This is a genomic window from Pseudomonas sp. Tav-5-1A (assembly GCF_055755055.1).
In genome coordinates this window covers 3,992,379-4,017,049 of record NZ_CM146901.1, presented here as the reverse complement: position 1 = coordinate 4,017,049, position 24,671 = coordinate 3,992,379, and the positions used below count along the sequence as shown (strand labels likewise).

The 24,671-nt window shown below is 66.5% G+C and carries 16 protein-coding genes; 11 read left to right on the top strand and 5 right to left on the bottom strand.

Going from position 1 to position 24,671, the window contains the following annotated elements:
- Nucleotides 1–2 precede the first annotated feature (2 nt).
- Nucleotides 3–1,538: a cryptochrome/photolyase family protein gene (locus AC0J42_RS18175; protein WP_473002839.1), complete on the bottom strand. Its 1,536-nt coding sequence runs from the start codon at nt 1,536–1,538 to the stop codon at nt 3–5.
- A gap of 171 nt (nt 1,539–1,709) precedes the next feature.
- The gene (locus tag AC0J42_RS18170) at nt 1,710–2,597 is read right to left on the bottom strand and encodes a LysR family transcriptional regulator (RefSeq protein ID WP_473002838.1); all 888 of its coding nucleotides are present in this window, start codon (nt 2,595–2,597) and stop codon (nt 1,710–1,712) included.
- A gap of 134 nt (nt 2,598–2,731) precedes the next feature.
- Here AC0J42_RS18170 and AC0J42_RS18165 point away from each other — a divergent pair, with 134 nt between their 5' ends.
- The 3 genes from AC0J42_RS18165 (at nt 2,732) to AC0J42_RS18155 (ending at nt 6,626) form a co-directional block, all read left to right on the top strand.
- A complete protein-coding gene (locus AC0J42_RS18165; RefSeq protein ID WP_473002836.1) occupies nt 2,732–4,090 on the top strand; it encodes an MFS transporter in 1,359 nt (452 codons plus the stop codon).
- Nucleotides 4,091–4,199: 109 nt separating this feature from the next.
- Complete coding sequence (locus AC0J42_RS18160) at nt 4,200–6,401, top strand: OsmC domain/YcaO domain-containing protein (RefSeq protein ID WP_473002834.1); 2,202 nt, start codon at nt 4,200–4,202, stop codon at nt 6,399–6,401.
- 15 nt (nt 6,402–6,416) lie between these two features.
- Nucleotides 6,417–6,626 carry a hypothetical protein gene (locus AC0J42_RS18155; protein WP_416424949.1) on the top strand — a complete coding sequence of 70 codons (210 nt, stop codon included), beginning with the start codon at nt 6,417–6,419 and terminating at the stop codon, nt 6,624–6,626.
- A gap of 689 nt (nt 6,627–7,315) precedes the next feature.
- Here AC0J42_RS18155 and AC0J42_RS18150 read toward each other — a convergent pair.
- The gene (locus tag AC0J42_RS18150) at nt 7,316–7,609 is read right to left on the bottom strand and encodes a DUF3077 domain-containing protein (RefSeq protein WP_416424948.1); all 294 of its coding nucleotides are present in this window, start codon (nt 7,607–7,609) and stop codon (nt 7,316–7,318) included.
- Nucleotides 7,610–8,472: 863 nt separating this feature from the next.
- Here AC0J42_RS18150 and AC0J42_RS18145 point away from each other — a divergent pair.
- A complete protein-coding gene (locus AC0J42_RS18145; RefSeq protein WP_473002831.1) occupies nt 8,473–9,588 on the top strand; it encodes a Gfo/Idh/MocA family protein in 1,116 nt (371 codons plus the stop codon).
- 9 nt (nt 9,589–9,597) lie between these two features.
- Here AC0J42_RS18145 and AC0J42_RS18140 read toward each other — a convergent pair whose 3' ends face one another.
- Nucleotides 9,598–10,452, bottom strand: coding sequence for a CAP domain-containing protein (locus AC0J42_RS18140; RefSeq protein ID WP_416424946.1), 855 nt, complete (start codon nt 10,450–10,452; stop codon nt 9,598–9,600).
- 164 nt (nt 10,453–10,616) lie between these two features.
- Here AC0J42_RS18140 and AC0J42_RS18135 point away from each other — a divergent pair, with 164 nt between their 5' ends.
- From AC0J42_RS18135 to katG, 3 genes are all read left to right on the top strand, one after another.
- Complete coding sequence (locus AC0J42_RS18135) at nt 10,617–11,471, top strand: sugar phosphate isomerase/epimerase family protein (RefSeq protein WP_473002830.1); 855 nt, start codon at nt 10,617–10,619, stop codon at nt 11,469–11,471.
- 111 nt (nt 11,472–11,582) lie between these two features.
- Entirely contained in the window at nt 11,583–12,338 is a 756-nt protein-coding gene (locus AC0J42_RS18130) for a YkgJ family cysteine cluster protein (protein ID WP_473002828.1), read from the top strand.
- A 222-nt stretch (nt 12,339–12,560) separates the two neighbouring features.
- Entirely contained in the window at nt 12,561–14,825 is a 2,265-nt protein-coding gene (gene katG / locus AC0J42_RS18125; RefSeq protein ID WP_473002826.1) for a catalase/peroxidase HPI, read from the top strand.
- A gap of 45 nt (nt 14,826–14,870) precedes the next feature.
- On the opposite strand, the gene AC0J42_RS18120 is transcribed toward katG, so the two are convergent.
- Nucleotides 14,871–16,046 carry an AcvB/VirJ family lysyl-phosphatidylglycerol hydrolase gene (locus tag AC0J42_RS18120; protein ID WP_473002824.1) on the bottom strand — a complete coding sequence of 392 codons (1,176 nt, stop codon included), beginning with the start codon at nt 16,044–16,046 and terminating at the stop codon, nt 14,871–14,873.
- A 746-nt stretch (nt 16,047–16,792) separates the two neighbouring features.
- Between AC0J42_RS18120 and AC0J42_RS18115 the strand changes: the two genes are divergently transcribed.
- From AC0J42_RS18115 to AC0J42_RS18100, 4 genes are read left to right on the top strand one after another with little or no spacing between them, the layout of a single operon-like run.
- Nucleotides 16,793–18,979, top strand: coding sequence for a TonB-dependent siderophore receptor (locus AC0J42_RS18115; protein WP_416424941.1), 2,187 nt, complete (start codon nt 16,793–16,795; stop codon nt 18,977–18,979).
- A 9-nt stretch (nt 18,980–18,988) separates the two neighbouring features.
- On the top strand, nt 18,989–20,227 hold the full coding sequence (gene fes, locus AC0J42_RS18110) for an enterochelin esterase (protein WP_473002822.1): 1,239 nt from the start codon (nt 18,989–18,991) through the stop codon (nt 20,225–20,227).
- A gap of 34 nt (nt 20,228–20,261) precedes the next feature.
- Nucleotides 20,262–20,486 (top strand): MbtH family protein, encoded by a 225-nt coding sequence (locus tag AC0J42_RS18105; protein WP_416424939.1) that lies wholly within the window; start codon nt 20,262–20,264, stop codon nt 20,484–20,486.
- A 13-nt stretch (nt 20,487–20,499) separates the two neighbouring features.
- Nucleotides 20,500–24,465 carry an amino acid adenylation domain-containing protein gene (locus AC0J42_RS18100; RefSeq protein WP_473002820.1) on the top strand — a complete coding sequence of 1,322 codons (3,966 nt, stop codon included), beginning with the start codon at nt 20,500–20,502 and terminating at the stop codon, nt 24,463–24,465.
- Nucleotides 24,466–24,671: the final 206 nt, after the last annotated feature.

Genomic DNA, 24,671 nt, shown 5'->3' with positions numbered 1-24,671 from the left:
CCCTACAGCTGCTGGCCGGCATCCAGCCGGGCCAGCAGCGTCTGCCCGCGGTCCCACAGCGCCAGCTGTTTCTCCTCGCTCATCCGTGCCAGGTTCTTGTAGACCATGGCCATGCGTGGGTTGTGGCCCAGGCGGTCGCGGTGGCGGATCACGAAATGCCAGTACAGCGCGTTGAACGGGCAGGCGTCCTCGGTGGTGCTCTCGCTGACCTTGTACGCGCAGTCGCCGCAGTAGTTGGACATGCGCTTGATGTACTGGCCGCTGGCGCAGTAGGGCTTGGAGCCCAGGTAGCCGCCGTCGGCGTGCATCACCATGCCCAGGGTGTTGGGCAGCTCCACCCATTCGAACGCGTCCATGTAGATGGCCAGGTACCACTCGCAGATCTCGCTGGGGGTGATGCCCGCCAGCAGGGCGAAGTTGCCGGTGACCATCAGCCGCTGGATATGGTGGGCGTAGGCGTGGGTGAGGCTCTGGCCGATGGCCTGGCGCATGCAGTGCATGCGGGTGTCGGCAGTCCAGTAGAACTCGGGCAGCGGGCGGCTGTTGCCGAACAGGTTGCCCTGGGCGTACTCGGGCATCTGCAGCCAGTACACGCCACGCACGTATTCGCGCCAGCCGATCAACTGGCGAATGAAACCCTCGGCGGCGTTCAGCGGCACGCTGCCGGCCCAGTAGGCGGCTTCGACGTCGCTGCACAGCTGGCGCAGATCGAGCAGGCCGATGTTCAGCGCCGCGCTGATGCGCGCGTGGAACAGGTACGGCTCATTGCTGGCCATGGCGTCCTGGTAGTCGCCGAACGCGGCCAGGCCAAAGTCGAGGAAGTGCGCCCACAGCGCCTGCGCCTCGGCGTGGGTCACCGGGTAGTCGAAGCTGGCCAGGCTGCCGTAATGGCTGGCGAAGCGCCGCGCCACCAGGCTGATCACCTCTTCGGTGATGGCGTCGCGGGGCACGTGCAGCGGGTAGGGCGCCACCACCTTTTTCGGCAGCGGCTTGCGGTTGTCCTCGTCGAAATTCCACGCGCCGCCCACCGGGCTGCCGTCGCCGTTGAGCAGCAGCCGGCTCTTGCGGCGCATCTCGCGGTAAAAGAATTCCATGCGCAGCTGCTGCTTGCCCTTGGCCCAGCGGCGGAACTCGTCGCGGCTGCACAGGAAGCGGCTGTCGTCGTGCCACTGCAGGGCCAGGCCGCAGTCGCGCATCGACTGCTCCAGGCGCCAGTCGCCGCATTCGGTGACGTGCACCTCGGCGGCCTGGGTCAGCGCCTGCCAGCGCAGCAGTTCGCCGGGTATCGAGCCGCTGTTGTCGGCGTCTTCGAGTTGCACGTACTGCACCGTGAAACCGCGCTGGCGCAAGGCGTCGGCGAAGTGGCGCATGGCGCTGAACACCAGGGCGATTTTCTGTGGGTGGTGGGGGACGTGGGTGGCTTCCTCCATGACTTCCACCAGCAGGATGCAGTCGTGCCGGGGGTCGATGCCCTGCAGCGAGGGCAGGTCGAAGGACAGCTGGTCGCCCAGTACCAGGCAGAGGCGGCGGGTGGTCATGGTGGTGGTCGCTGGTTGAAAACTTATACCAATATAGGTTTTTGTATAAGTCCTGTATAGCGTGCATTCCGTAGCAGCGGCCGCCAGGCCGCGTCACGGGCAGCGCGTTGTGCCTGGCGCACCGCAGGTGCAAGACGCAGCCTGGCGGCAGCTGCTACAGGGGGAGGGGTGTCAGGGATTGGCGAAGTAGGTCGCGGCCATGCGCAGGAACGGCCCCACCGCCGGGTTGGCGTTGTCGCGGCGGACCACCATGTACACCTCGGCGTGGGGCTGGGTGCCTTGCAGCGGCCGGAACTGCAAGTGCCCCAGGTACAGCTCGCGCGCCGCCGCCGGCACGATGGCCAGGCCCAGGCCGGCTTTCACCAGGCCCAGGATCGAGTGGGTCTGGCCCAGGAAGTAGCGGTAGTCGGGGCACACCCCGGCCAGGCTGAACAGCCCGGCAATGCGGTCGTAGAAATAGCCGCCTTCGTCCTGGGAATACATCACGAACGGGTGGCGATCAAGGTCGCCGAGGGCGATCTCTGCCTGGGCCGCCAACGGGTGGCGTTCGGGCAGCGCCACCAGCAGCGGCTCCTGGCTGATCAACTGGTAGTCGATACCGGGGCGGGCGGCGGCGCGGCGCACGAAGCCGATGTCAATCATGCCGGCTTCCAGCGCCTCCATCTGCGCGCCGGAGACCATCTCGCGTAGGTCCACGCCAACGTTGGGCAGCACCTGGGTGGCGTGCTCCAGCAACTGCGGGATCAGCCGGTAGCCGCTCACGGCGGTGAAGCCCAGCAGCAGCTGGCCCAGCTCGCCGTGCTCCAGGCGCCGGGCGCTGTCGGCGGCCTGCTCGGTGTAGGCCAGCACATGGCGGGCGTCGCGCAAAAAGTGCTGGCCGGCGGTGGTCAACCTGACCTGGCGGTTGCCACGGTCGAACAGGGTCACCCCCAGCGATCGCTCCAGCAGCTGGATCTGCCGGCTCAGCGGCGGCTGGGTCATGAACAGGCGCTGGGCGGCGCGGCCGAAGTGCAGCTCCTCGGCCACCATGACAAAACAACGCAGTTGGTGCAGTTCCACGATTCAATTCTTGTATGGGTCGATTCAGTCTCTATGTTAGACGCGCATCGATGAATTTCCTACCCTGAAGCCACCCCGTTCCTACCGCTCTATTCCAACAATAAAGCTTCCCACCGAGGAGGCCGGAGAGACCCATGAACGTCAAGACCGCTTCGTTGGCAACCCCCATTGCCGAGGCCAGGGTGGGCCGCCGCCGCTTCGTCATCCTCTCGCTGATCTTCATCGTCACCGTGCTCAACTACGCCGACCGCGCCACCATGTCCATCGCCGGCACCGGCGTGGTCAAGGACCTGGGCCTGGATCCGGTGATGCTCGGCATGATCTTCTCCGCGTTCGCCTGGGCCTACGCCCTGGGGCAGATTCCCGGCGGCTGGCTGCTGGACAAGTTCGGCGCGCGCCGGGTGTACGGCTGCAGCCTGTTGCTGTGGTCGCTGTTCACCATGATGCAGGGCACCGTGGGCTGGTTCGGCGTGGTCGGTTCCAGCGCCGCCATCACCCTGTTCGGCATGCGTTTCATGCTGGGCCTGGTGGAGTCACCGGCGTTCCCGGCCAACAACCGCATCGTCTCCTGCTGGTTCCCCACCAGTGAGCGGGGCACCGCCTCGGCGCTGTTCAACTCGGCGCAGTACATGGCCGTGGTGGTGTTCGCGCCGCTGATGGCCTGGCTGACCCACGCCCTGGGCTGGGAACACGTGTTCCTGTGGATGGGCGCGCTGGGCCTGGTGGCCACGGTGTGCTGGTTCCTGCTGTACCGCGAGCCCCACAGCGACCCGCACCTGAGCCGCGCCGAGCTGGACGACATGCGCGAAGGCGGCGCGCTGGTGGACCTGGAAGCCACGCGCAAGGCCAGCAAGCCGAAGTTCACCTTCGCCGAAGTGGCGCAGCTGTTCACCAACCGCACCCTGTGGGCCATCTACCTGGGCCAGTACTGCATCACCGCGCTGACGTATTTCTTCATCACCTGGTTTCCCATCTACCTGATCAAGGGCCGCGGCCTGACCATCATGGAAGCCGGCTGGGTGGCGGCGTTGCCGGCCATCTGCGGCTTCTCCGGCGGCGTGCTGGGCGGGGTGGTGTCGGACTACCTGATTCGCCGCGGCATGCACCCTTCCACCGCGCGCAAGACGCCGTTCGTGATCGGCATGACCCTGGCCGCCAGCCTGGTGTCGGCCAACTTCGTCGACGCCAACTGGCTGGTGATCGCGCTGATGGCCCTGGCCTTCTTCGGCAAGGGCCTGGCGGCGGTGGGCTGGGCGGTGCTGTCGGACACCGCGCCCAAGGGCATGGTCGGCCTGAGCGGCGGGGTGTTCAACGGCATCGGCAACATCGCCGGCATCGTCACCCCGGTGGTGATCGGCTTCGTGGTGGCGTCCACCGGCTCGTTCGACAAGGCCCTGTGGTTCGTGGCGGCCCACGGCGTGCTGGGTATCTTCGCCTACGTGGTGCTGGCCGGGCGCTTCGAGCGGGTGGAGATCCGCCCGCCGCAGGCGTGACGAAAAAGCGATGAAGCGGGGCGGGGGACGGGGATTGGCCAAGACTTTTGGCGTGGAACACCGGATAATGCGGGCCATATTGTATCGCTCGTAATTATGGTAATTCCGCATGGAAATCAAGGTCAACTTTCTCGACAACCTCCGTCTCGAAGCCAAGTTCGATGACTTCACGGTGGTGGCCGACCAACCCATCCGCTACAAGGGCGACGGCTCGGCCCCCGGCCCGTTCGACTACTTCCTGGCGTCGTCGGCGTTGTGCGCGGCCTATTTCGTGAAGTTGTACTGCGAAACCCGCAACATCCCCACCGACAACATTCGCCTGTCGCAGAACAACATTGTCGACCCGGAAAACCGCTACAACCAGATCTTCAAGATCCAGGTCGAGCTGCCCGCCGACATCTCCGCCAAGGACCGCCAGGGCATCCTGCGCTCCATCGACCGCTGCACGGTGAAGAAGGTGGTGCAGACCGGCCCCGAGTTCATCATCGAGGAAGTCGAGAACCTCGACGCCGACGCCCAGGCCCTGCTGATGCTGGACGCCTCGGCGCAGACCAGCACCTACATCGCCGGCAAGGACCTGCCGCTGGAGCAGACCATCGCCAACATGTCCGGCATCCTCGCCGGCCTGGGCATGAAGATCGAAATCGCCTCGTGGCGCAACATCGTGCCCAACGTCTGGTCGCTGCACATCCGCGACGCGCAGTCGCCGCTGTGCTTCACCAACGGCAAGGGCGCCACCAAGGAAAGCGCGCTGGCCTCGGCCCTGGGCGAGTTCATCGAGCGCCTGAACTGCAACTTCTTCTACAACGACCAGTTCTGGGGCCAGGACATCGCCAACGCGCCGTTCGTGCATTACCCCAACGAGCGCTGGTTCCAGCCCGGCCGCAAGGACGCGCTGCCCAAGGAAATCCTCGACGAGCACTGCCTGGCCATCTACAACGCCGACGGTGAGCTGCGCGGCTCGCACCTGTACGACACCAACTCGGGCAACATCGAGCGCGGCATCTGCTCGCTGCCGTACGTGCGCCAGTCGGACGGCGAGACGGTGTATTTCCCGTCCAACCTGATCGAGAACCTGTTCCTGAGCAACGGCATGAGCGCCGGCAACACCCTGGCCGAAGCCCAGGTGCAGTGCCTGTCGGAGATCTTCGAGCGCGCGGTGAAACGCGAGATCCTCGAAGGCGAGCTGGCGCTGCCGGACGTGCCCCAGGAGGTGCTGGCCAAGTACCCGGGCATCGTCGCCGGCATCGAGGGCCTCGAGGCCCAGGGCTTCCCGGTGCTGGTCAAGGACGCGTCCCTGGGCGGCGAATTCCCGGTGATGTGCGTGACCCTGATGAACCCGCGCACCGGCGGCGTGTTCGCCTCCTTCGGCGCCCACCCAAGCCTGGAAGTGGCGGTGGAGCGCAGCCTCACCGAACTGCTGCAAGGCCGCAGCTTCGAAGGCCTGAACGACCTGCCGCAGCCGACCTTCGAAAGCCACGCGGTGATGGAGCCGAACAACTTCGTTGAGCATTTCATTGACTCGAGCGGCGTGGTGTCGTGGCGCTTCTTCAGCGCCAAGTCCGACTTCGAGTTCGTCGAGTGGGACTTCTCCGGCCAGGGCGAAAACTCCAACGAGGAAGAGGCCGCCACCCTGTTCGGCATCCTCGAAGGCCTGGGCAAGGAAGTGTACATGGCCGTCTACGACGACCTGGGTGCCACCGCCTGCCGCATCCTGGTGCCCGGTTATTCCGAGATCTACCCGGTGGAAGACCTGATCTGGGACAACACCAACAAGGCGCTGTTCTTCCGCGAAGACATCCTCAACCTGCACCAGCAGGATGACGACGGCCTGCGCGACCTGGTGGGGCTGCTGGAAGAAAGCGAGCTGGATGACTACACCGACATCAAGACCCTGATCGGCATCGAATTCGATGAAAACACCGCCTGGGGCCAGCTGACCATCCTGGAACTGAAGCTGCTGATCCACCTGGCGCTGAAGAACTTCGAAGAAGCCAAGGAACTGGTGGAAACCTTCCTGCAGTTCAACGACAACACCGTCGAGCGCGGGCTGTTCTACCAGGCCGTGAACGTGGTGCTGGAAGTGGAGATGGACAGCGACCTGGCGCTGGAAGACTACGAAGTGAACTTCCGTCGCATGTTCGGCAACGAGCGCATGGACGCGGTCATCGGCACGGTCAACGGCAGCGTGCGCTTCCATGGCCTGGCCCCTACCAACATGCAGCTCGAAGGCCTGGACCGTCACCTGCGCCTGGTGGAAAGCTACAAGAAACTGCACGCGGCGCGCGCCAAGGCCGCCGGCATTCTGTAAAGACAAGGAATCATCGTGAAGCAACGCATCGTCGAAGAAATCGCCCAGCACCGTCGTGATGGCGAAAAAGTGGTAGAGCTGCACCTGTGGTCCAAGGCCGCCGCCGACGCGGTCACCAAGGCCAAGGAATACGTGGACGGCGAGTTCATGGGCATCCCCGTGCAGCTGCCCCAGGATGGCGTGAACATCCCGGGCATGGACTTCATCGTCATCGTCGAAGGGTGACGCGGCCCGTAGCAGCTGCCGCAGGCTGCGTCGCTGACAACGCCGCCCCATCAGGCCATGGCACGTTTCAACAGATGTAGCAGCAACTGTCTTGTGGGAGCTGGCTTGCCAGCGAGCTTTTAGGCCCCAACAGCTCGCTGGCAAGCCAGCTCCCACAGGATGTAGCAGCTGCCGCAGGCTGCAGCGCGCCGCCTAACCCAAGACAAGCGCCCGCAGGCCACCCCGCAATCCGCGTAGCCGCTGCCGACAGGCTGCGCTGGCCCTGGCGTGCGCTGGAGATTTCCGGTGTACACGAGGCCCGACGCAGCCTGCGGCAGCTGCTACGCCTATACCGCGTTACGGAGCGTCGCGGTCGTGAACGGCCCAGGCCCGCCTTGGGAAGGGGCAACCCAGGCAGAGCAAATCAGATTGGTCCTACACAGGGGACTACAGAGGATGAGGGCCTTGTGCCAAAGGCTGGCAACGCCGACCCATCAGGCCATGGCACGGTGCAACAAACGTGGGAGGGGGTTCTACCCCCGAAGCGCCGCGCGGGCGGCGCTCGATCTCGAGCGCGCCGCCTAACCCAAGACAAGCACCTGCAAACCACCCCGCAACCCGCGTAGCCGCTGCCGCCAGGCTGCGCTGGAGATTTCCGGTGTACACAAGGCCCAGCGCAGCCTGGCGGCAGCGGCTACGTCCATACCGCGTTACCGAGCGCTGCGTTCGTGCTCGGCCAAGCCATTGATCAGCGCATCTGCAAGACCTTTCGCCGTTTCAATCTGATGCAACGCCGACCACACGAGCCCTCGTTGTGGCAAGTCGCTGTCGGTGAGTTCGTAAGCGGCTTCGTGCGCGGATTTGAGCAACTGGGAGATTTGCACCAAGGTGTCTTCCAGCGAGATGCCAGCGCGTACGAGGTAGAAGGGTTGGTCCTGGGCGTCGCACGCGCCGAAAGGGGTAGCGGTGGTGGTGGGCAAGCGGCTGGGGATTTCGAAATTCATGTCATTTCCTATTCCATCATGGATAAACCCCTCGCTACCAAACGAAAGGAGGTGGCAATACGCAGGTTGGTAGACCGGGGAAATGATCCGGCGCACGCGAACGTGCCCTACGCATGCCACCATAACGGGGCGCTGCGTAATTTCCTTCGGGCTACCACACCCGGCTGCTGAGGATTCAACAACCGGCGCAGATTAGTACCGCTGCCCGGGGCCCACAACCTTACCCGAGCAAATCAGAATCGTCCTACGCTTGGTCCTACAGACGTATGTCAAAACAATACGGTTCCGGGCAGCAACGGTGGCAACGTCGATCCAGCGGGCTCAGCTTGGGACGGTGCAAATATGTAGCACCGGCCATAAGGCCGGGTCGCGCCGCGCGGGCGGCGCTCGATCGCCAGCGCGCCGCCTAACCCAAGACAAGCACCTGCAAGCCACCCCACAACCCGCGTAGCCGCTGCCGCCAGGCTGCGCTGGCCCTGGCGTGCGCTGGAGATTTCCCGTGTACACAAGGCCCAGCGCAGCCTGGCGGCAGCGGCTACGCGGATTGTTGTGGATCTGATAGGCATGTCGGATGATCGCGTGATGGCTCTGGAGTGCATGCCTTGAGGCTTCTGGCGCGCTTGAGATCGAGCGCCGCCCGCGCGGCGCTTCGGGGGTAGAACCCCCTCCCACGTTTGTTGCACCGTGCCATGGCCTGACAGATAGGCGTTGCCAGCCTTTGTTTGATTGCCTGATGGGTTTGTGTTGCCAGCCTGGGTTGCATGCCAAGGGAATGGGTTTAAAAATAAAAATTCTGTCCTTGATTAAACAGAATTTATATTCCATAACTAGCTCATCCCAAAAACAACAACAGGCACCCCTTCATGCGCGAACTCGGCATCGGTCTCATTGGCACAGGCTTCATGGGGCGTGCCCACGCCCTGGCGTTTCGCAATGTCAGCGCAGCGTTCGAGCTGCCCGTTTCCCTGCGCCTGGCGGCGCTGGCCGACGCCGACCCGCAGCGGGCCAGCCAGTGCGCGCAGGCCTGGGGCTTTGCCACGGCGCACAGCGACTGGCAAAAACTCATCGATGACCCGGCGGTGAACGTCGTCGCCATCACCACCCCCAACCACCTACATTTCCCCATGGCCATGGCCGCGCTGGCGGCGGGCAAGGCGGTGTATTGCGAGAAACCGCTGGCGGTCAGCCTCGAGCAGGCCGAGCAGATGCACCAGGCCGCCAAGGCTGCCGGGGTGGTGACGCGGGTGGGCTACAACTACCAGCACAACCCCATGATCGAGTGGGCGCGGCAGATGGTGCGCGACGGCGAGCTGGGGCAGATCATCAGCTTCGACGGCGAGTTCTGCGAAGACTTCATGGCCGACGGCCAATCCCCCTGGTCGTGGCGCTGCGAAGCGCAGCACGCCGGCGGCGCGCTGGCCGACCTGGGCAGCCACCTGCTGGCCATGGCTCGCTACCTGATCGGTGACGTGCAGGCAGTGTGCGCCGACAGCCAGACCGTGCACCGCCAGCGCCCGGCGCTGGCCGGCAGCGCTGAACTCAAGCCCATCGTCGTCGACGACCATACCCAGGCGCTGCTGCGTTTTGCCAACGGCGCGCGCGGCACGGTCAGCAGTAGCTGGCTCAAGCACGGCTACAAGAACCACCTCAGTTTCGAAATCAGCGGCACCCTGGGCACCCTGAAGTTCGACCAGGAACGCCTGAATGAACTGCAACTGTGCCGCGCCGGCCAGGCCGGTTTCCAGCGGCTGCTGGCGGGCCCAGCGCTGCCAGGCTACGCGGCGTTCAGCCCGGCGCCGGGCCACCAGCTGGGCTACAACGAACTCAAGACCCTGGAAGTGCACGCGCTGATCATGGCGCTGGCCGGGGAAGGGCAGGTGGGCACCGACTTCGCCGAGGCGCTGGCGGTGGAGCGCCTGGCCGCCGCCATTCGCGTGGCGGCCCGTGAACAGCGCTGGGTGCAGGTGCAGTCGGTGTAGCGCCAGGCGTTATTGCTGGCTGCCGAACATCCCGGTCCAGTAGATACCCGCGTCGCTCTTAGGGTCGGTGGCGTAGGCGGCGCCCAGGTCACGGAACTGCGGGTTCATCAGGTTGGCGCAGTGGCCTGGGCTGGCCAGCCAGCCGGCCACCACCTTGCGCACGCTGTCCTGGCCGGCGGCGATGTTCTCGCCCAGCGCCTGGGCGCTGTAGCCGGCCAGCTCGGCGCGGTCGCCGGGGGTGTGGCCGTCGCGGTCCAGGTGGTCGAAGTAGTTGCGGTTGGCCATGTCCTGGGCGTGCGCCTGGGCCGCGCCGGCCAGGGTGGCGTTCCAGGCCAGGGGCGGCGCCGGGTTGAACGCCTGGGCGCCGCAGGTATGGGCCTGGGCGCGGGCGCTGTTGATCTGCGCCAGCAGCTTCTGGCCCTCGGCGGGCGAGTCGCCCAGGCCGCCGGCCAGCAACGGCCGCGCCACCACGATGCGCCAGTCGCGACCCTCGTGGCTCACGCCAATGTCGATGAATTGCGGGTCGAGCACTACCTTGCAGAAGCTTTCCTGCACCGCCGCCATGGCCGCTGGCGCGTCGCGCGGGCCCGACAGGCTGATGGCCTGCACGCTGACCATGGGGTAGCCGGCGCGGGCCATGGCGTCGCGCAGGTCGCCGCCGCCGCTGGCAGGCAGTACCAGCCGCGGGTCCTGGTTCAGGGGCGGCAGCTCATGGGACGCCTGGCCGTCGCAACGTTGCACCTGGCCACGAAACTGGTTGATCGAGTCCATGAGCAGCGACTCGTCACTGGCAGCGGCGTGGGCAGCCAGCGTCAGGCCCAGGGACAGGGTGGCCAGGCGCAGGGCAGGTGACAAAGCGGGCATGGTGTTCTCCATGGTCAAGCAGCAATAGACGATTCTAGCGTAACCGCAAGTCGAGACTGAGTGGTCGTTTACCGCACATTTTTAAACAAAGAATGAAGAAGGAAATTGGAATTTCATTCCACTTTGGCGCATGTTCAGTGTCCAGAACAATAAGGAGCGCCCTGATGAAAGTCGCCATCGATTCCTACTGCTATCACCGTTTCTTCGGCGAAGTCTATCCAGACCTCGAAACCGACCCCGGGGTTCGCATGAACCTCGCAGATTTCATTCAGCGCGCGCACAACCACAATGTACAAGGGGTTTCCATCGAGTCGTTCATGCTGACCGACGCCTCGCCCCAAACGCTGGCCAGCCTGGCCGGGCAACTGCAAGACGCCGGGCAGGAGCTGGTCTGGGCCTGGGGCCACCCCCATGGCCTGGGCTCGGGCAGCCGCCCCGAAGCATTGGCCGACCTCAAGGCCCACGTCGATATCGCCCGCACCCTGGGCGCGCGCGTGATGCGCATCTGCGCCGGCGGGCGGCGCACCCGGCCCGCTTCGTGGGCCGAGCACAAGGCCGGCTTGATCCCGCTGCTCGAAGCCGCGGCCGATTACGCCGGGGTGCGGGGCGTGACCCTGGCCATGGAAAATCACGTCGACCTGCACGCGCCGGAAATCCTGGAACTGCTGGCCGCCGTGGCCAACCCGGCCCTGGGCGTGTGCCTGGACACCGCCAACAACCTGCGCCTGTTCGACGACCCGCAGCGGGTGGTCGAGCAACTGGCGCCCCACGCCAAGGCCACCCACCTCAAGGACATCTGCGCCTGGCGCGGCAGCCCGCGGGAGTTCGGTTTCTGGCCCAGCGTGCCGTTGGGGCAGGGCCTGATCGACATCCCACGGACCCTGGCGGTGCTGCGCGACCACGGCTTCGACGGCCTGCTGGCGCTGGAACTGGATTTCCTCCACCCCGACCATGGCCCTGAGGAAGCGGCCATCACCCGCAGCCTGGCCTACCTGCGCGAGGCGCTGGCCGGGCTGTAGGCGCGGTGACCGATGAAACCAACTCAGCAGTGCATAAAGGGAGTTTCATTAACGCAATCGTGTCAGGTGTGTATGCTTTGCGACACAATTGTCTGGATCGTGCCCACCTGTATGACCTTGCCTGCCCCAACCCCTGTACACCCGCCCTTTCACTGCGTGGGGTGTGGCGCCTGCTGCAAGGGCCGCTTCATCCCCCTGACCCTGGACGAGGCCCGCCACTGGCTGCGCCGCGGCCATGACGTGGCGGTGCTGCTGGAAGCGTTCGAGCAGGGCACCTGGCCGCAGTCGGCCGAGGCCTACGCCTACAACGTGCGCCGCGCCGCGCCGGTCGAATGTGGCGGCCAGACCCTGCAGGTGACGGCGATTTTCGCCGGCCAGGCCATTCCGCGCTGCCCCAACCTGCGCGAGGACGACCTGTGCGGCATCTACGCCGAGCGCCCGCAGGTGTGCCGCATCTACCCCATGGAGATCAACCCGTTCATTGAGCTGCGCACCGGCGACAAGGACTGCCCGCCACCGGCCTGGGCACCGCAAGGCCTGCTGGCCACTGACGGCGACGCCGAGCTGAACCGCGCCATCGAGCATTCGCGCCAGGCCGACCGCGCCGACGCGGCGCGCAAGGTCGCCGCTTGTGTGGCGCTGGGCCTGACCACGGCGGCCTGGAAGGGCAATGGCCTGGCCATTTATTTCCCCGCCCGCGAGGCCCTGCAGGGTGCCCTTGATGCGCTGGATACCCCGGCCACGGTAGCCGCCACGGCCAGCTGGCAAGTGCGTGCGCAGGCGCCCGAGTTGCGCACACGGTTGGCCGGCATGGGCGTCGCCCTGGATGACCGCGAAACGGTCGACTACCTGTTCCACCCGGTGTGAGAGCGCGGCTCTATCGCCCCCCAAGACCCAGGCTATTAGCCCTAACGCCCACACCCGTCTAGGCTGTCTCTACCGCCGTCGCCCGTCGACCGGCCGGAACCTGATAGGGAGATAATAATGAGCCAGGTGGCCCCGCCAACCCGTTGATCGTCAGCGCTTTTCCCATTCACCTGGCCAGCACCTCATGTCATTGATTTACATCGACAATAAGGTAAAGCAATCATGGCAAACGAATCGAAATGCCCGTTCAACCATGCCGCCGGCGGCGGCACCACCAACCGTGACTGGTGGCCCAACCAGCTGAACCTGAAAATCCTCCACCAGCACACCGTCAAGTCCGACCCCATGGGCGATGGCTTCGACTACGCCAAGGAGTTCAAGAGCCTGGACTTCGCCGCGGTGAAGCAGGACCTGCTGGCGGTGATGACCCATTCCCAAGAGTGGTGGCCGGCCGACTTCGGCCACTACGGCCCGCTGTTCATCCGCATGGCCTGGCACAGCGCCGGCACCTACCGCACCGGTGACGGCCGCGGCGGCGCGGGGGCCGGGCAGCAACGCTTCGCACCGCTCAACAGCTGGCCCGACAACGTCAGCCTGGACAAGGCGCGCCGGCTGATCTGGCCGGTGAAACAGAAGTACGGGCGCAAGATCTCCTGGGCCGACCTGATCGTGCTCACCGGCAACGTCGCCCTCGAATCCATGGGCTTCAAGACCTTCGGCTTCTCCGGCGGCCGCGCCGACGTGTGGGAACCGGACGAGGACGTGTACTGGGGCAACGAGAAAACCTGGCTGGGCGGCGACGTGCGCTACGGCAACGAACAGCAGAAGGCCCAGCCGCCCGGCGACGGCACCCTGGTGGCCGAGCCTGACCTGCACGGCAGCGAAAGTAGCCGCACCGACGGCGGCCGCCACCTGGAAAACCCCCTGGCCGCGGTGCAGATGGGCCTGATCTACGTCAACCCCGAAGGCCCGGACGGGCAGCCTGACCCGGTCAAGTCGGGGCTGGACATTCGCGAGACCTTCGGCCGCATGGCCATGAACGACGAGGAAACCGTGGCGCTGATCGCCGGTGGCCACGCCTTCGGCAAGACCCACGGCGCCGGCCCCGCCGACAACGTCGGGCCAGAGCCCGAAGCCGCCGGCCTGGAAGAGCAGGGCCTGGGCTGGCGCAACAGTTTCCGCAGCGGCAAGGGCGGCGACGCCATCACCAGTGGCCTGGAAGTGACCTGGACCTCCACCCCCACCAAGTGGAGCAACGAATACCTGGAGAACCTCTTCGGCTTCGAGTGGGAGCTGACCAAGAGCCCGGCCGGCGCCCACCAGTGGACGCCGAAAAACGGCGCTGGCGCCGGCAAGATCCCCGACGCCCACGACCCCAGCAAACGCCGCGCGCCGACCATGCTGACCTCGGACCTGGCGCTGCGCTTCGACCCTGTCTACGAACCCATCGCCCGCCGTTTCCTGGCCAACCCCGACCAGCTGAGCGACGCCTTCGCCCGTGCCTGGTTCAAGCTCACCCACCGCGACATGGGCCCGCTGGCCCGCTACCTGGGCCCGGAAACGCCCAGCGAAGAGTTGCTGTGGCAAGACCCGCTGCCAGCTGTTAACCACGCGCTGGTCGACGACAACGACGTGGCCGCACTGAAAGCCAAGGTGCTGGCCTCGGGCCTGAGCGTTGCACAGCTGGTGTCCACCGCCTGGGCGGCGGCGTCCACCTTCCGCGGTTCGGACAAACGCGGCGGCGCCAACGGCGGCCGCCTGCGCCTGGCGCCGCAAAAGGACTGGGAAGCCAACCAGCCGCAGCAGCTGGCCAAGGTGCTGGGCACCCTGGAAGGTATCCAGCGTGACTTCAACAGCGCGGCGGCGGGGGGCAAGCAGGTATCCCTGGCCGACCTGATCGTGCTGGCCGGCAACGCCGGTGTCGAGCAGGCGGCGAAAAACGCCGGCCACAGCGTCACCGTGCCGTTCCGGCCGGGCCGCGTGGACGCGTCCCAGGCGCAGACCGACGTCGAATCGTTCGGCTTCCTGGAGCCCATCGCCGATGGCTTCCGCAACTACCTCAAAGGCAAATACCGGGTATCGGCCGAGCACCTGCTGGTGGACAAGGCGCAACTGCTGACCCTCACCGGCCCCGAACTGACCGTGCTGCTGGGCGGCCTGCGGGTGCTGGGCGCCAACGTCGGCGAGAGCAAGCACGGGGTCTTCACCCAGCGGCCGGGGACGTTGACCAACGACTTCTTCGTCAACCTGCTGGACATGGGCGTGGAGTGGCGGCCGCTGTCGGCCGACAACGACACCTTCGAGGCCCGCGACCGCAAGACCGGCGCGGTGAAATGGACCGGCACCCGGGTTGACCTGGTGTTCGGCTCCCACGCGCAGCTGCGCGCCTACGCGGAAGTCTACGGCAGCGCGGATGCGCAGCAGCAGTTCGTCGGCGACTTCGTGGCGGCCTGGGACAAGGTCATGAACCTCGACCGTTTCGACTGACGGTGCAGCGCTGCGACGGCTCCCACGGAGCGGTCGCAGCGCGGTTCAGGGGCGGTTGATAACGCCCAGCAGTTTCCCCGAGACGGTCTCGTAATCGTCGTTGAAATGATGGTTGCCGGCGAACGCCATCACATTGCCGACGATACTGGTGTCGGTGCAGCCGCTCTTGCGGCTTTCGTCCGTGCCGTACAGGCAGGTGACCTTGTCGGCGGGCAGTTTGGCTATTTCAGGGCCGGTGGCATATCGGCCGACGTCCTTGCCCATGATGCCTTCTATGTGAATTTCAAAGTTGGTCTGGCGCGCCAGCGACAGCAGGATAATGTTGCCCACGGCCTCCTGGTCGGCAACCGGCAGGCGGTTATACAGGGCCGGCATCACATCGGCGCCAAACGAATAACCAATCAGCACGAAACGCTTGATGCCCCAGGCCTGGCGATAATGCTGCATGATTTCCGCCAGGTCCGTGGCCGCCAGTTCGGCGGGCTTGGTGTCCCAGAAGTACTCCAGGCTGTCGACGCCCACCACCGAGATGCCGCTATCGCCAAACTTCTCCGAGACGTATTTGTCCAGCCCGCGCCAACCCCCATCCCCCGAGTAGAAGATGGCCAAGGTGCCGCTTGGCGTGTGTGCCGGCAGCTCGATCAATGGGAAGCGCTTGAAGTCCTTGCCCTGCACCACGCCCAGTAGCTTGCGTAGGGTGTCGAGGGTGGCCGCCGAAGCGGTGGTGCCATCGACGTCCAGGGCAATGGCGGTCACGCCTTCCTGTTGTGCGGGCGGCTGCCAGGCTTGCGCCAGCGCCCCCAGCTCGTTGATGCCGACGACCACCTTGGTATCGGCCGCGAACGGCTGCAGCTGCTGGGCAAATTCGGCCCTGGAGGCCTGGCCGCCAGCCACGGGCAAGTGCAGCTCGACGATGTTGGCGGTGGCATCGAAGCTCAGCTTTCTCAATGCCTTTGCGTCAAGCTCCAGGCCTGTGGGCGTGGCGATGACGATCGTCTTCGACGCACCTTTTGCCGCAAAGCGGGTGAGCGTAGCGGCGTTCCCCAGGTCCTGTTGGGTGACGACCGGCAACAGCTGCGGGCGCAGCGCCCTGCGCGCCTTGCGTTCCGCCACGCAGTGGGTGTGGATCATGGGTGTTGCGACCAGCGTGACGATAAAGAGGGTGAGGCTGATCATCGCTCGGTATTTGTTCTTGCGCGACGACAGTATTCCAATGCTCATGGTACGAAATGCTCGGGGCAATGCTTTTTGCTGGAATTATTATCAGGTAGGCATATGGGTTATGGGGCAGGCGTGATCACCCTCGACGCGGTTGGTTCGAGGGCGGCAAAGATGGCACAGGTAATGGCTAAAAGCCATTAGCTTGCTTGGTATTCCCTGGCTCGTCTTGTGACCGCAGCTACGCTTCCTTTTCCCTCCCCAGACGCCGCGATCAACGCGTTACGCGCGCCCCTGTAGCAGCTGCCGCAGGCGGCGTCCGGGCCTTGCGCGGTGTGCCAGGTGACGCGGCCTGTGGCCGCTGCTACGGAAACCGCCGCGATCAGCGGGTTGCGCACGAGGTGACGGCAGGCCGGCCGTATTGGTCCTGATACGCACCCACCACCCCCCGCGCACCACGCGGCCTCGCCGCGTAACCCATCTACGTCAATGTAACAATCAAGAAATACTACCAATTGCGTTTGCGATTGTTATTGAGAGTTATTACCATCAACGCGCCGCACCATGCCGCACCTCGTTTCACAGCGCCTCACCAGGCGCGGGTAACCGCCCCCGACGCTTCGCCCAATCGTCTCGCTCACGCCTGCAAAAGCCTGGCCGGCAGACGTTTGCCCAGAAAAAGTGGCGGGGGCCACTGGCGAAGCGGGGCAGGGCGGGTACCTGAGGGCTGCATGACGCGGCATCACAAAGGCTGCGCCCGGGGCGCAGGAAAAAGACATCTGTCGAACAGATCATGCAAAGGAAGTGGTATGAACGGAAGTAAACGTAGCGGTGCCCTGCGACGCACCCATGGGTTGGTACTGGTTGGCCTGCTGGCGCCATTCCCGCTCAGTGCCCTGGCCGAGACCGTTGCCCAGCCCCAGGCCCAGGCCAGCGCGCCGCTGGAGCTGGACACCCTGACCATCGAGGGCAACAAGCTCTACGACATGCCACCGTCCGAACAGACCGGCGGCTACACCGTGCAGGGCGCCACCGTGGGCACCAAGACCCCGGCACCGCTCAAGGACATTCCGCAATCCATTTCCACCTACACCAGCGAGTACATCAAGGACCGCAAGTTCGTCCACCTCGATGACCTGGCCAAGTACACCGCCGGCCTGCGCGTGCTGACCAACGACAGCGGTCGCTCGTCCATCTACTCGCGCGGCTACGAGTACGACGAATACCAGATCGACGGCCTGCCGGCGCCCATGACCAGCATCTTCGGCACCGTGCCGTCGCTGGTCGCCTACGACCGCGTGGAAGTGATGCGCGGCCCCGCCGGCCTGTTCAGCAGCACCAGCGAGCTGGGCGGCATCGTCAACATGGTGCGCAAGCGTCCCACCGCCGACTTCCAGGGCAGCGTCGAGGCCAGCTACGGCACCTTCGACACCAACCACGAGCAGGTCGACGTCTCTGGCCCACTGGATTCCGAAGGTCGCGTGCGGGGCCGCTTCATCGCCTCGCGTGACGCCAGCAACGGCATGGTCGACTACAACGCCAGCGACAGCGAAACCTACTACGGCGCCCTGGACATTGACCTCGACGACGCCACCCAGCTGTCGTTCGGCCTGAACCACGAAGTGAAGAACATCACGCCCAACAACGGCTACCCGACCGACACCAAGGGCAACCTGCTGGACTTCAGCCGCTCCAAGTTCCTGGGCGCCGACTGGAACTACTTCGACGGCAAGACCACCGACTTCACTGCCGAGCTGACCCACCACTTCGACAACGGTGGCAACGGCCGCGTTGCCCTGCGCACCTCGGACCGCGACGCCGACTACCTGTACGCCTTCACCCGCAGCGGCGTGTCCAGCACCGGCACCGCCACCGAAGGCTACACCGGCCGCGAGTTCACCGAGAACACCGTGTCCATGGACGCCAGCTACAGCCAGCCGTTCGAGGCCATGGGCAACGTCAGCGAGTTCGTGGTGGGCACCGACTACAAGAACTACCACAACTACTACAAGAACGCCGCCGGCACCCTGGGCACCATCAACGTCAACAGCTACGACCCGACGTCGTTCGCCAAGCCGACCGACATCTACGCCAGCAGCACCGCCACCAAGGTCGGCACCCAGTCCGAAGAATACGGCCTGTACTCCAAGCTGACCTTCCGCCCCATCGCCGACCTGGCGCTGATCGGCGGTGCGCGCCTGAGCTACTACAAGGGCAGTGGCTACACCACCACCCTCAAGACCGGCGCGCAGACCGACTACGACCAGACCATCAGCGCCCACGTCACCCCGTACGGCGGCGCGGTGTACGACCTGGACGCCAACAACTCGCTGTATTTCAGCTACTCCCAGGTGTACAAGCCGCAGACCGAGACCAACCAGGCCGGCAACGTGCTCAAGCCGCGCACCGGCGAGCAGTATGAAGCTGGTATCAAGGGCAGCTACTTCGGCGGCGACCTGAACACCCGCGTCTCGGTGTTCCAGCTGACCGACAAGAACCGTGCGACCACCCCCGAGGATGACCCGACCGCGACCTATGACGTAGCGTCCGGCAAGACCCGCATCCGCGGCGCCGAGTTCGAAGTCAGCGGCAAGCTGCTGCCCAACTGGGACGTGCTGGCCGGCTACACCTACATGGACACCCAGGTGCTCAGCGGCGACGCGGTCAGCACCTTCCAGACCATGCCCAAGCACTCCGCCTCGCTGTGGAACAAGTACACCGTCGCCAGCGGCCCACTGGAAGGCCTGGCCATCGGCAGCGGTGTGACCGCCATGAGCGACTTCTACATGACCACCAGCACCTACACCGTGGCCGCGCCTGGCTACGCCACCGTGGATGCCAAGCTGTCCTACCCGATCACCAAGAAACTCACCGCGACCCTGGACGGTACCAACCTGCTGAACCGCGACTACTACTCGCGCGTCGGCTCGGCGGCCACCTTCAACTTCCTCGGCCAGTCCCGCGCCTTCAGCGTCGGCGCCCGGTACGAGTTCTAAGAGGTCCCCATGGACAAGCTCCTGGCACGCAAGGACCTGGGCAGCGAGTCGTGGTGGCAGGCGCTGGCCGAGCAGGGTACCCCCCTGGTCGGCCCGGCGCAGGCCGGGGAGCACGCCGTGACCTTCGTCTGGCGTGACCCCCGCGGCACGGCCGCGACGTCGGCTACCCGACGCGTCTGGATCAACATCACCGGTCTCACCGACCACCACCGCCAATGCGCGCCGCAAAGCCTGGCGCGCATCGACGGCACCGACATCTGGCTTTGGCAGACGCGCATCGACGCGAACTGGCGCGGCAGCTACAGTTTCATGCCCTGCGACGACGACCGCGATTTCGACGCCGTCGACGCCCACGGCAAGCCCGATTTGAACGCGCTGCGCCCCTGGTGGCGGGCCATGTTCCCGCGCGCGCAGCACGACCCCCTGAACCCCATGCGCCCCTGGATCGGCGGCCGCGGCCTGGGCGTGTCCGGCCTGCACATGCCACAGGCACCCGCGCACCCGGCCTGGCTTCCGGTGGACGCCGGCCAGGCGCCGGCCGCCAGCCTGCAGCAATACCACTGGCACAGCCCGCGCCTGGGCAACAGCCGCCGGGTGTGGCTGCTGAGTACCGGCCGCGCCCAGGACCCCAGCCGGCCCCTGGCCGTGCTGCTGGACGGCGCCTTCTGGACCGCCAGCCTGCCTTTGGCCGAGCCGTTGCAGGCGCTGACCGCCAACGGCACGTTGCCGGGTGCGGTGTACCTGTTCGTCGACAGCATCGACACCGCCCACCGCAGCGCCGAACTGGCCTGCAACCCGGCCTTCTGGGAAGCCCTGCAGGAAGAATTGCTGCCGCAGGTGATGAACTGGCAGGCCCACTCGCCGAACCCCGCCACCACCGTGGTCGCCGGGCAGAGCTTCGGCGGCCTGGCGGCGCTGTACGCCGGCCTGCAGTGGCCCCGGCGCTTTGGCTGCGTGCTGGCCCAGTCCGGCTCGTTCTGGTGGCCCCGCGATGACCTTGCGCGGCAGTTGCCCCAGCGCGTCGACGCCGGGCTTGGCCACGGCCAGCCACTGAAACTGTTTATCGAAGCCGGGCTGCGCGAACCGGTGATCCACCGCGCCAACCAACGCATGGTGCAAGCGCTGCGTGACGCCGGCCTTGCCCCGCAGTACCGCGTGGTCAACGGCGGCCACGATGCCCTGTGCTGGCGCCAGGGCCTGCTCGATGGCCTGGTGGCACTGTGGGCCGACTTTTGCGCAGCGGGTTGAACCGCCGCGACCCTCTCACGACAAGGAACATTCCGTGGAGCAACTCAACCCTTTCGACGACCCGCAACAGGGCTGTCACGTGCTGATCAACGACCAGGGCCAGCACAGCCTGTGGCCGGACTTCTGCGCCGTGCCACCGGGCTGGACCATCGTCCACGGCCCCGCCAGCCGCGAAGCCTGCGGGCAGTGGCTGGAACTGCACTGGCGCGACCTGCGTCCCGCTTCCCTGCGCCGCGCCCTGGGCGCCAACGCTTCCTGAACCGGAGTCACGGATGAACCTGTCAAACCCCGCACCTGTGACCCCCCTGGTCGCTACCCGCCACGAAATGCCCCTGGTGGCTGCCCAGCCGGGCATCTGGATGGCCGACCAACTGTCGCCGCACCACAACGCCTACGCCGTGGCCCACTACGTGGAACTGGCCGGCGCGCTGGACAGCGACCTGCTGCTGCAAGCCATCGAGGCGGGCCTGGCCGAGGTCGACACCCTGCACCTGCACGTCGCCGAGCGCGACGGCCAGCCGCTGCAGTGGTTCGACTTCAGCCGCGCCCCGGCATGCCCCACCTGCACCGACCTGCGCGGCGCGGCCGACCCGGCGGCCGCCGCACTGGCGTGGATGCGCCAGGACCTGCAGGGCGACCTGCGCGTGGCCAGCGGTGGGCTTGAGTGCGTGAACCGGCTGATGCAGGTAGGCGAGGGCCGCTGGTTCTGGTACCAGCGCTATCACCACCTGGCCGTGGACGGCTACAGCTTCGCCGCCATTACCCGGCGCATCGCCGAACACTACAACGCCCTGCGCCGTGGCGAGGCCGCCGGCCCCACGCCGTTCACCCCGTTCAGCCAGGTGGTGGCCGAGTACCAGGCCTACCGCCAGGGCGCGACGTGCGAGCGCGACGCGCAGTTCTGGCGGGAGAAAGGCCGGCAGCTGCCGCCGCCGGCCACCTTGTCGAGCCAGCCGCTGGGCGGCCAGAGCGCCAGCAGCCGCGTGCTGCGCCACACCCTGAGCTTCGACACCCAGGCCTTCGACCGCCTGATGGCCGACCAGCCGGCCGCCATCAGCCGCGCCGACATGGCCCTGGCGCTGGTCAACCTGTGGCTGTCGCGCCTCAGCGGCCAGGACGCCTTCACCGCCGGTTTCATCTTCATGCGCCGCATGGGCTCGGCCGCCGCCAGCGCCAGTGGCGCGGTGATCAACGTGCTGCCCATGCAGGTCAAGGTCGAGCCCCAGGCCACCCTGGCGGAGCTGGCGCAGAGCATCGCCGCCGAGCTCAAGCGCCTGCGCAAGCACCAGCGCTACGACGCCGAACAGATCCAGCGCGACCTGGGCCGCATCGGCGACGCCGAGCCGCTGTACGGCGTGGTGCAGAACCTCAAGCTGTTCGACTTTGCCCTGGACCTGGACGGCATCGCCGGCGTCACCCACACCCTGGCCTCGGGCCCGGTGCGCGACCTGGAGGTGGCGCTGTTCCTCACCCCGCGCGGCGAGCTGTCGCTGGAGCTGCTGGCCAACGCCGAGCGCTACGACGACGCCACCCTGGCCCGCCACCTGCGCCGCCTGAGCCTGTTGATGACGCAGTTCGGCGCCAACCCGCAGCTGCGCTGCGAAGCCGCCAACCTGCTGGACATCCAGGACCTGGCGCTGCTGGCCCGCGCCAACGCCACCGAGCAGCCGCTGAGCGACGACACCCTGGTCAGTCTGATGGCCGCCCAGGCGCTGCTGACGCCCGACGCGCCGGCGCTGTCGGACGCCCAGTATCAGTTCGACTATCAACAGGTGCGCGAACAGGTGCTGGCCCTGGCCCAACGGCTGGTGGCCCAGGGCGTGGAGCCTGGCGATATCGTCGCCGTGGCCTTGCCACGCTCGGTGTTCCTGTCCCTGGCGTTGATAGCGATCCTGGAGGTGGGCGCCGCCTACCTGCCGCTGGACACCGGCTACCCCGACGATCGCCTGCAGCTGATGCTGGAGGACGCCGCGCCGCGCCTGATCATCACCGACACCGCCCAGGCCGCGCGCTTCGTCGGCGTGGCCAGCTGCCCGGCGCTGCTGCTGGAAGCGCCGCTGCAGCTGGACCCGCACGGCCCGCTGCAGTTCGCCCAGCCGACGCCCGAGCACGCCGCCTACATCATCTACACCTCCGGCTCCACCGGCCGGCCCAAGGGCGTGATCGTCGGCCACCAGGCCATCGTCAACCGCCTGCTGTGGATGCAGCACCAGTACCCCCTGGGCAGCACCGACGTGGTGCTGCAGAAGACCCCGTGCAGCTTTGATGTGTCGGTGTGGGAGTTCTTCTGGCCGCTGATCACCGGCGCGCGCCTGCACATGGCGCCGCCCGAGGCGCACCGTGACCCGGAAGCGCTGCAGCGGCTGTTCAGCGAGCAGGGCGTGACCACCACGCACTTCGTGCCCTCGATGCTCGCGGCGTTCGTCAGTGCCTTGAGCGACGACGCCGCCATCGCGCATTGCCGCAGCCTGCGCCAGGTGTTCTGCAGCGGCGAAGCGCTACCGACCGATCTGTCGCAATTGTGGCAGCGCCGCACTGGCGTGCCGCTGCATAACCTCTACGGCCCCACCGAAGCGGCCGTCGACGTCAGCTGGTACCCGGCCCACGGTGACGCCCTGGCCGGCGTGCAGGGCGCCAGCGTGCCCATCGGTTTCCCGGTGTGGAACACCGGCCTGCGCATCCTCGACCGGCGCCTGCGCATGGTGCCGCCCGGCGTTGCCGGCGACCTGTACCTGACCGGCGTGCAGCTGGCCCACGCCTACCTGGGCCGCGCCGACCTGACCGCCAGCCGCTTCGTCGCCGACCCCTACGGCAACGGCGGGCGCATGTACCGCACCGGCGACGTGGCGCGCTGGCTGGACAACGGCGCGGTGGAATACCTGGGCCGCAGCGACGACCAATTGAAGATTCGCGGCCAGCGCATCGAACTGAGCGAAATCGACCACGCGCTGCTGGCCTTGCCGGGCGTCGAGCAGGCCGTGACCCACGCCCGGGTGCTGGGCGAGGCCCAGGTGGGCGGTGGGGATGCGCGCCAACTGGTGGGCTATGTGATCGCCCAGGGCAGCCGCGAGCTGGACCTGGTCGCCCTGCGCATGGCCCTGGTGGACCGCCTGCCGGCGCACATGGTGCCGGTGGCCTTGGTGCAGTTGGATGAGTTCCCGCTGGGCGCCACCGGCAAGCTGGACCGCAAGGCGTTGCCGTTGCCGCAGGCCAGCGCCAAGGCCTGCGGGCGCGCCCCGGCCGAAGGCCTGGAAACGCAGATCGCCGAGGCTTTCGCCCGGGTGCTGGAGCGCGACGGCGTCAACGCCGAGGACGACTTCTTCGCCTTGGGCGGCCACTCCTTGTTGGCCATGAGCCTGGCCGCCACCTTGCGCCGCGAACTGCAGCGGCCGGTGGCGGTGGGGCAGGTGATGATCGCCTCCACCGTGGAGCGCCTGGCCCAACTGCTGGCCAGCGAGCAGAGCGAAGATGAAACCCGCCGCGCCGGTTTCGAGAGCGTGCTGCCACTGCGCCAGGGCAACGGCCCGACGCTGTTCTGCTTCCACCCGGCCTCGGGGTTTGCCTGGCAGTTCAGCGTGCTGCAGCGCTACATCGACCCGCACTGGTCGCTGGTGGGTATCCAGTCGCCGCGCGGCAATGGCCCGCTGCACAGCTGCGCCAACCTCGACGCTGCCTGCGACGCACACCTGCTCACCCTGCGCGCCTTGCAGCCCCACGGCCCGTACCACTTTGCCGGCTATTCGTTGGGCGGCACCCTGGCCCAGGGCGTGGCCGCGCGGTTGCAGGCAGAGGGCGAGCAGGTGGCCTTCCTGGGCCTGCTCGACACCTACCCGCCGGAGACCCAGAACTGGGACGAACGCCAGGGCCGCAACGTGCTCAAGCAGGAGGTGCTGGACGAGGTCAACCGCGAGCGCGAGCTGTTCCTGGCGGCCCAGCAGGGCCTGCAGGATGCGGCCATGGCGGCAGGCGGTGGCGGCATGTTCGACGACATCGAAGCCAACTACGCCGACTCCGTGCGCCTGCTGGCCACGGCGCGCAGCTCGGCCTATAGCGGCGAGGCAACCTTGTTCGTGGCCGAGAAAACCCTGCCCGAAGGCATGGACGTGCAGCAGACCTGGGGGCCGTTCGTGGGTAGCCTCAAGGTGCACCGCCTGCCGTGCGCGCACGTGGACATCATCTCGCCGGCCTCGATGGCGCAGGTGGGGCCGTTGATCAACCGGGCGTTGAAGGGGTTGTGATGGTGGGAAGGTGCCTGTCTTTGTTTTTGTAGCGGTCTTGAGATCGAGCGCCGCCCGCGCGGCGCATCGCGGGCAAGCCCGGCTCCTACCGTTTGTTTCGGGCCAATTTTGTCTGTGAAATCACCTGGCACGCCTTGTTTGTTCACTGCGGATTTGTGGTGGTGCAGGAAGGCGGTCGAGGTGACCTTAAAGCCATGACTGGCCAG

Coding starts and splice junctions, on each gene's coding strand:
- AC0J42_RS18145 (WP_473002831.1), top strand. CDS start 8,473: ATGCGCGAACTCGGCATCGGTCTCATTGGCACAGGCTTCATGGGGCGT.
- AC0J42_RS18115 (WP_416424941.1), top strand. CDS start 16,793: ATGAACGGAAGTAAACGTAGCGGTGCCCTGCGACGCACCCATGGGTTG.
- katG (WP_473002826.1), top strand. CDS start 12,561: ATGGCAAACGAATCGAAATGCCCGTTCAACCATGCCGCCGGCGGCGGC.
- AC0J42_RS18150 (WP_416424948.1), bottom strand. CDS start 7,609: ATGAATTTCGAAATCCCCAGCCGCTTGCCCACCACCACCGCTACCCCT.
- AC0J42_RS18175 (WP_473002839.1), bottom strand. CDS start 1,538: ATGACCACCCGCCGCCTCTGCCTGGTACTGGGCGACCAGCTGTCCTTC.
- AC0J42_RS18130 (WP_473002828.1), top strand. CDS start 11,583: ATGACCTTGCCTGCCCCAACCCCTGTACACCCGCCCTTTCACTGCGTG.
- AC0J42_RS18100 (WP_473002820.1), top strand. CDS start 20,500: ATGAACCTGTCAAACCCCGCACCTGTGACCCCCCTGGTCGCTACCCGC.
- AC0J42_RS18135 (WP_473002830.1), top strand. CDS start 10,617: ATGAAAGTCGCCATCGATTCCTACTGCTATCACCGTTTCTTCGGCGAA.
- fes (WP_473002822.1), top strand. CDS start 18,989: ATGGACAAGCTCCTGGCACGCAAGGACCTGGGCAGCGAGTCGTGGTGG.
- AC0J42_RS18160 (WP_473002834.1), top strand. CDS start 4,200: ATGGAAATCAAGGTCAACTTTCTCGACAACCTCCGTCTCGAAGCCAAG.
- AC0J42_RS18140 (WP_416424946.1), bottom strand. CDS start 10,452: ATGCCCGCTTTGTCACCTGCCCTGCGCCTGGCCACCCTGTCCCTGGGC.
- AC0J42_RS18165 (WP_473002836.1), top strand. CDS start 2,732: ATGAACGTCAAGACCGCTTCGTTGGCAACCCCCATTGCCGAGGCCAGG.
- AC0J42_RS18120 (WP_473002824.1), bottom strand. CDS start 16,046: ATGAGCATTGGAATACTGTCGTCGCGCAAGAACAAATACCGAGCGATG.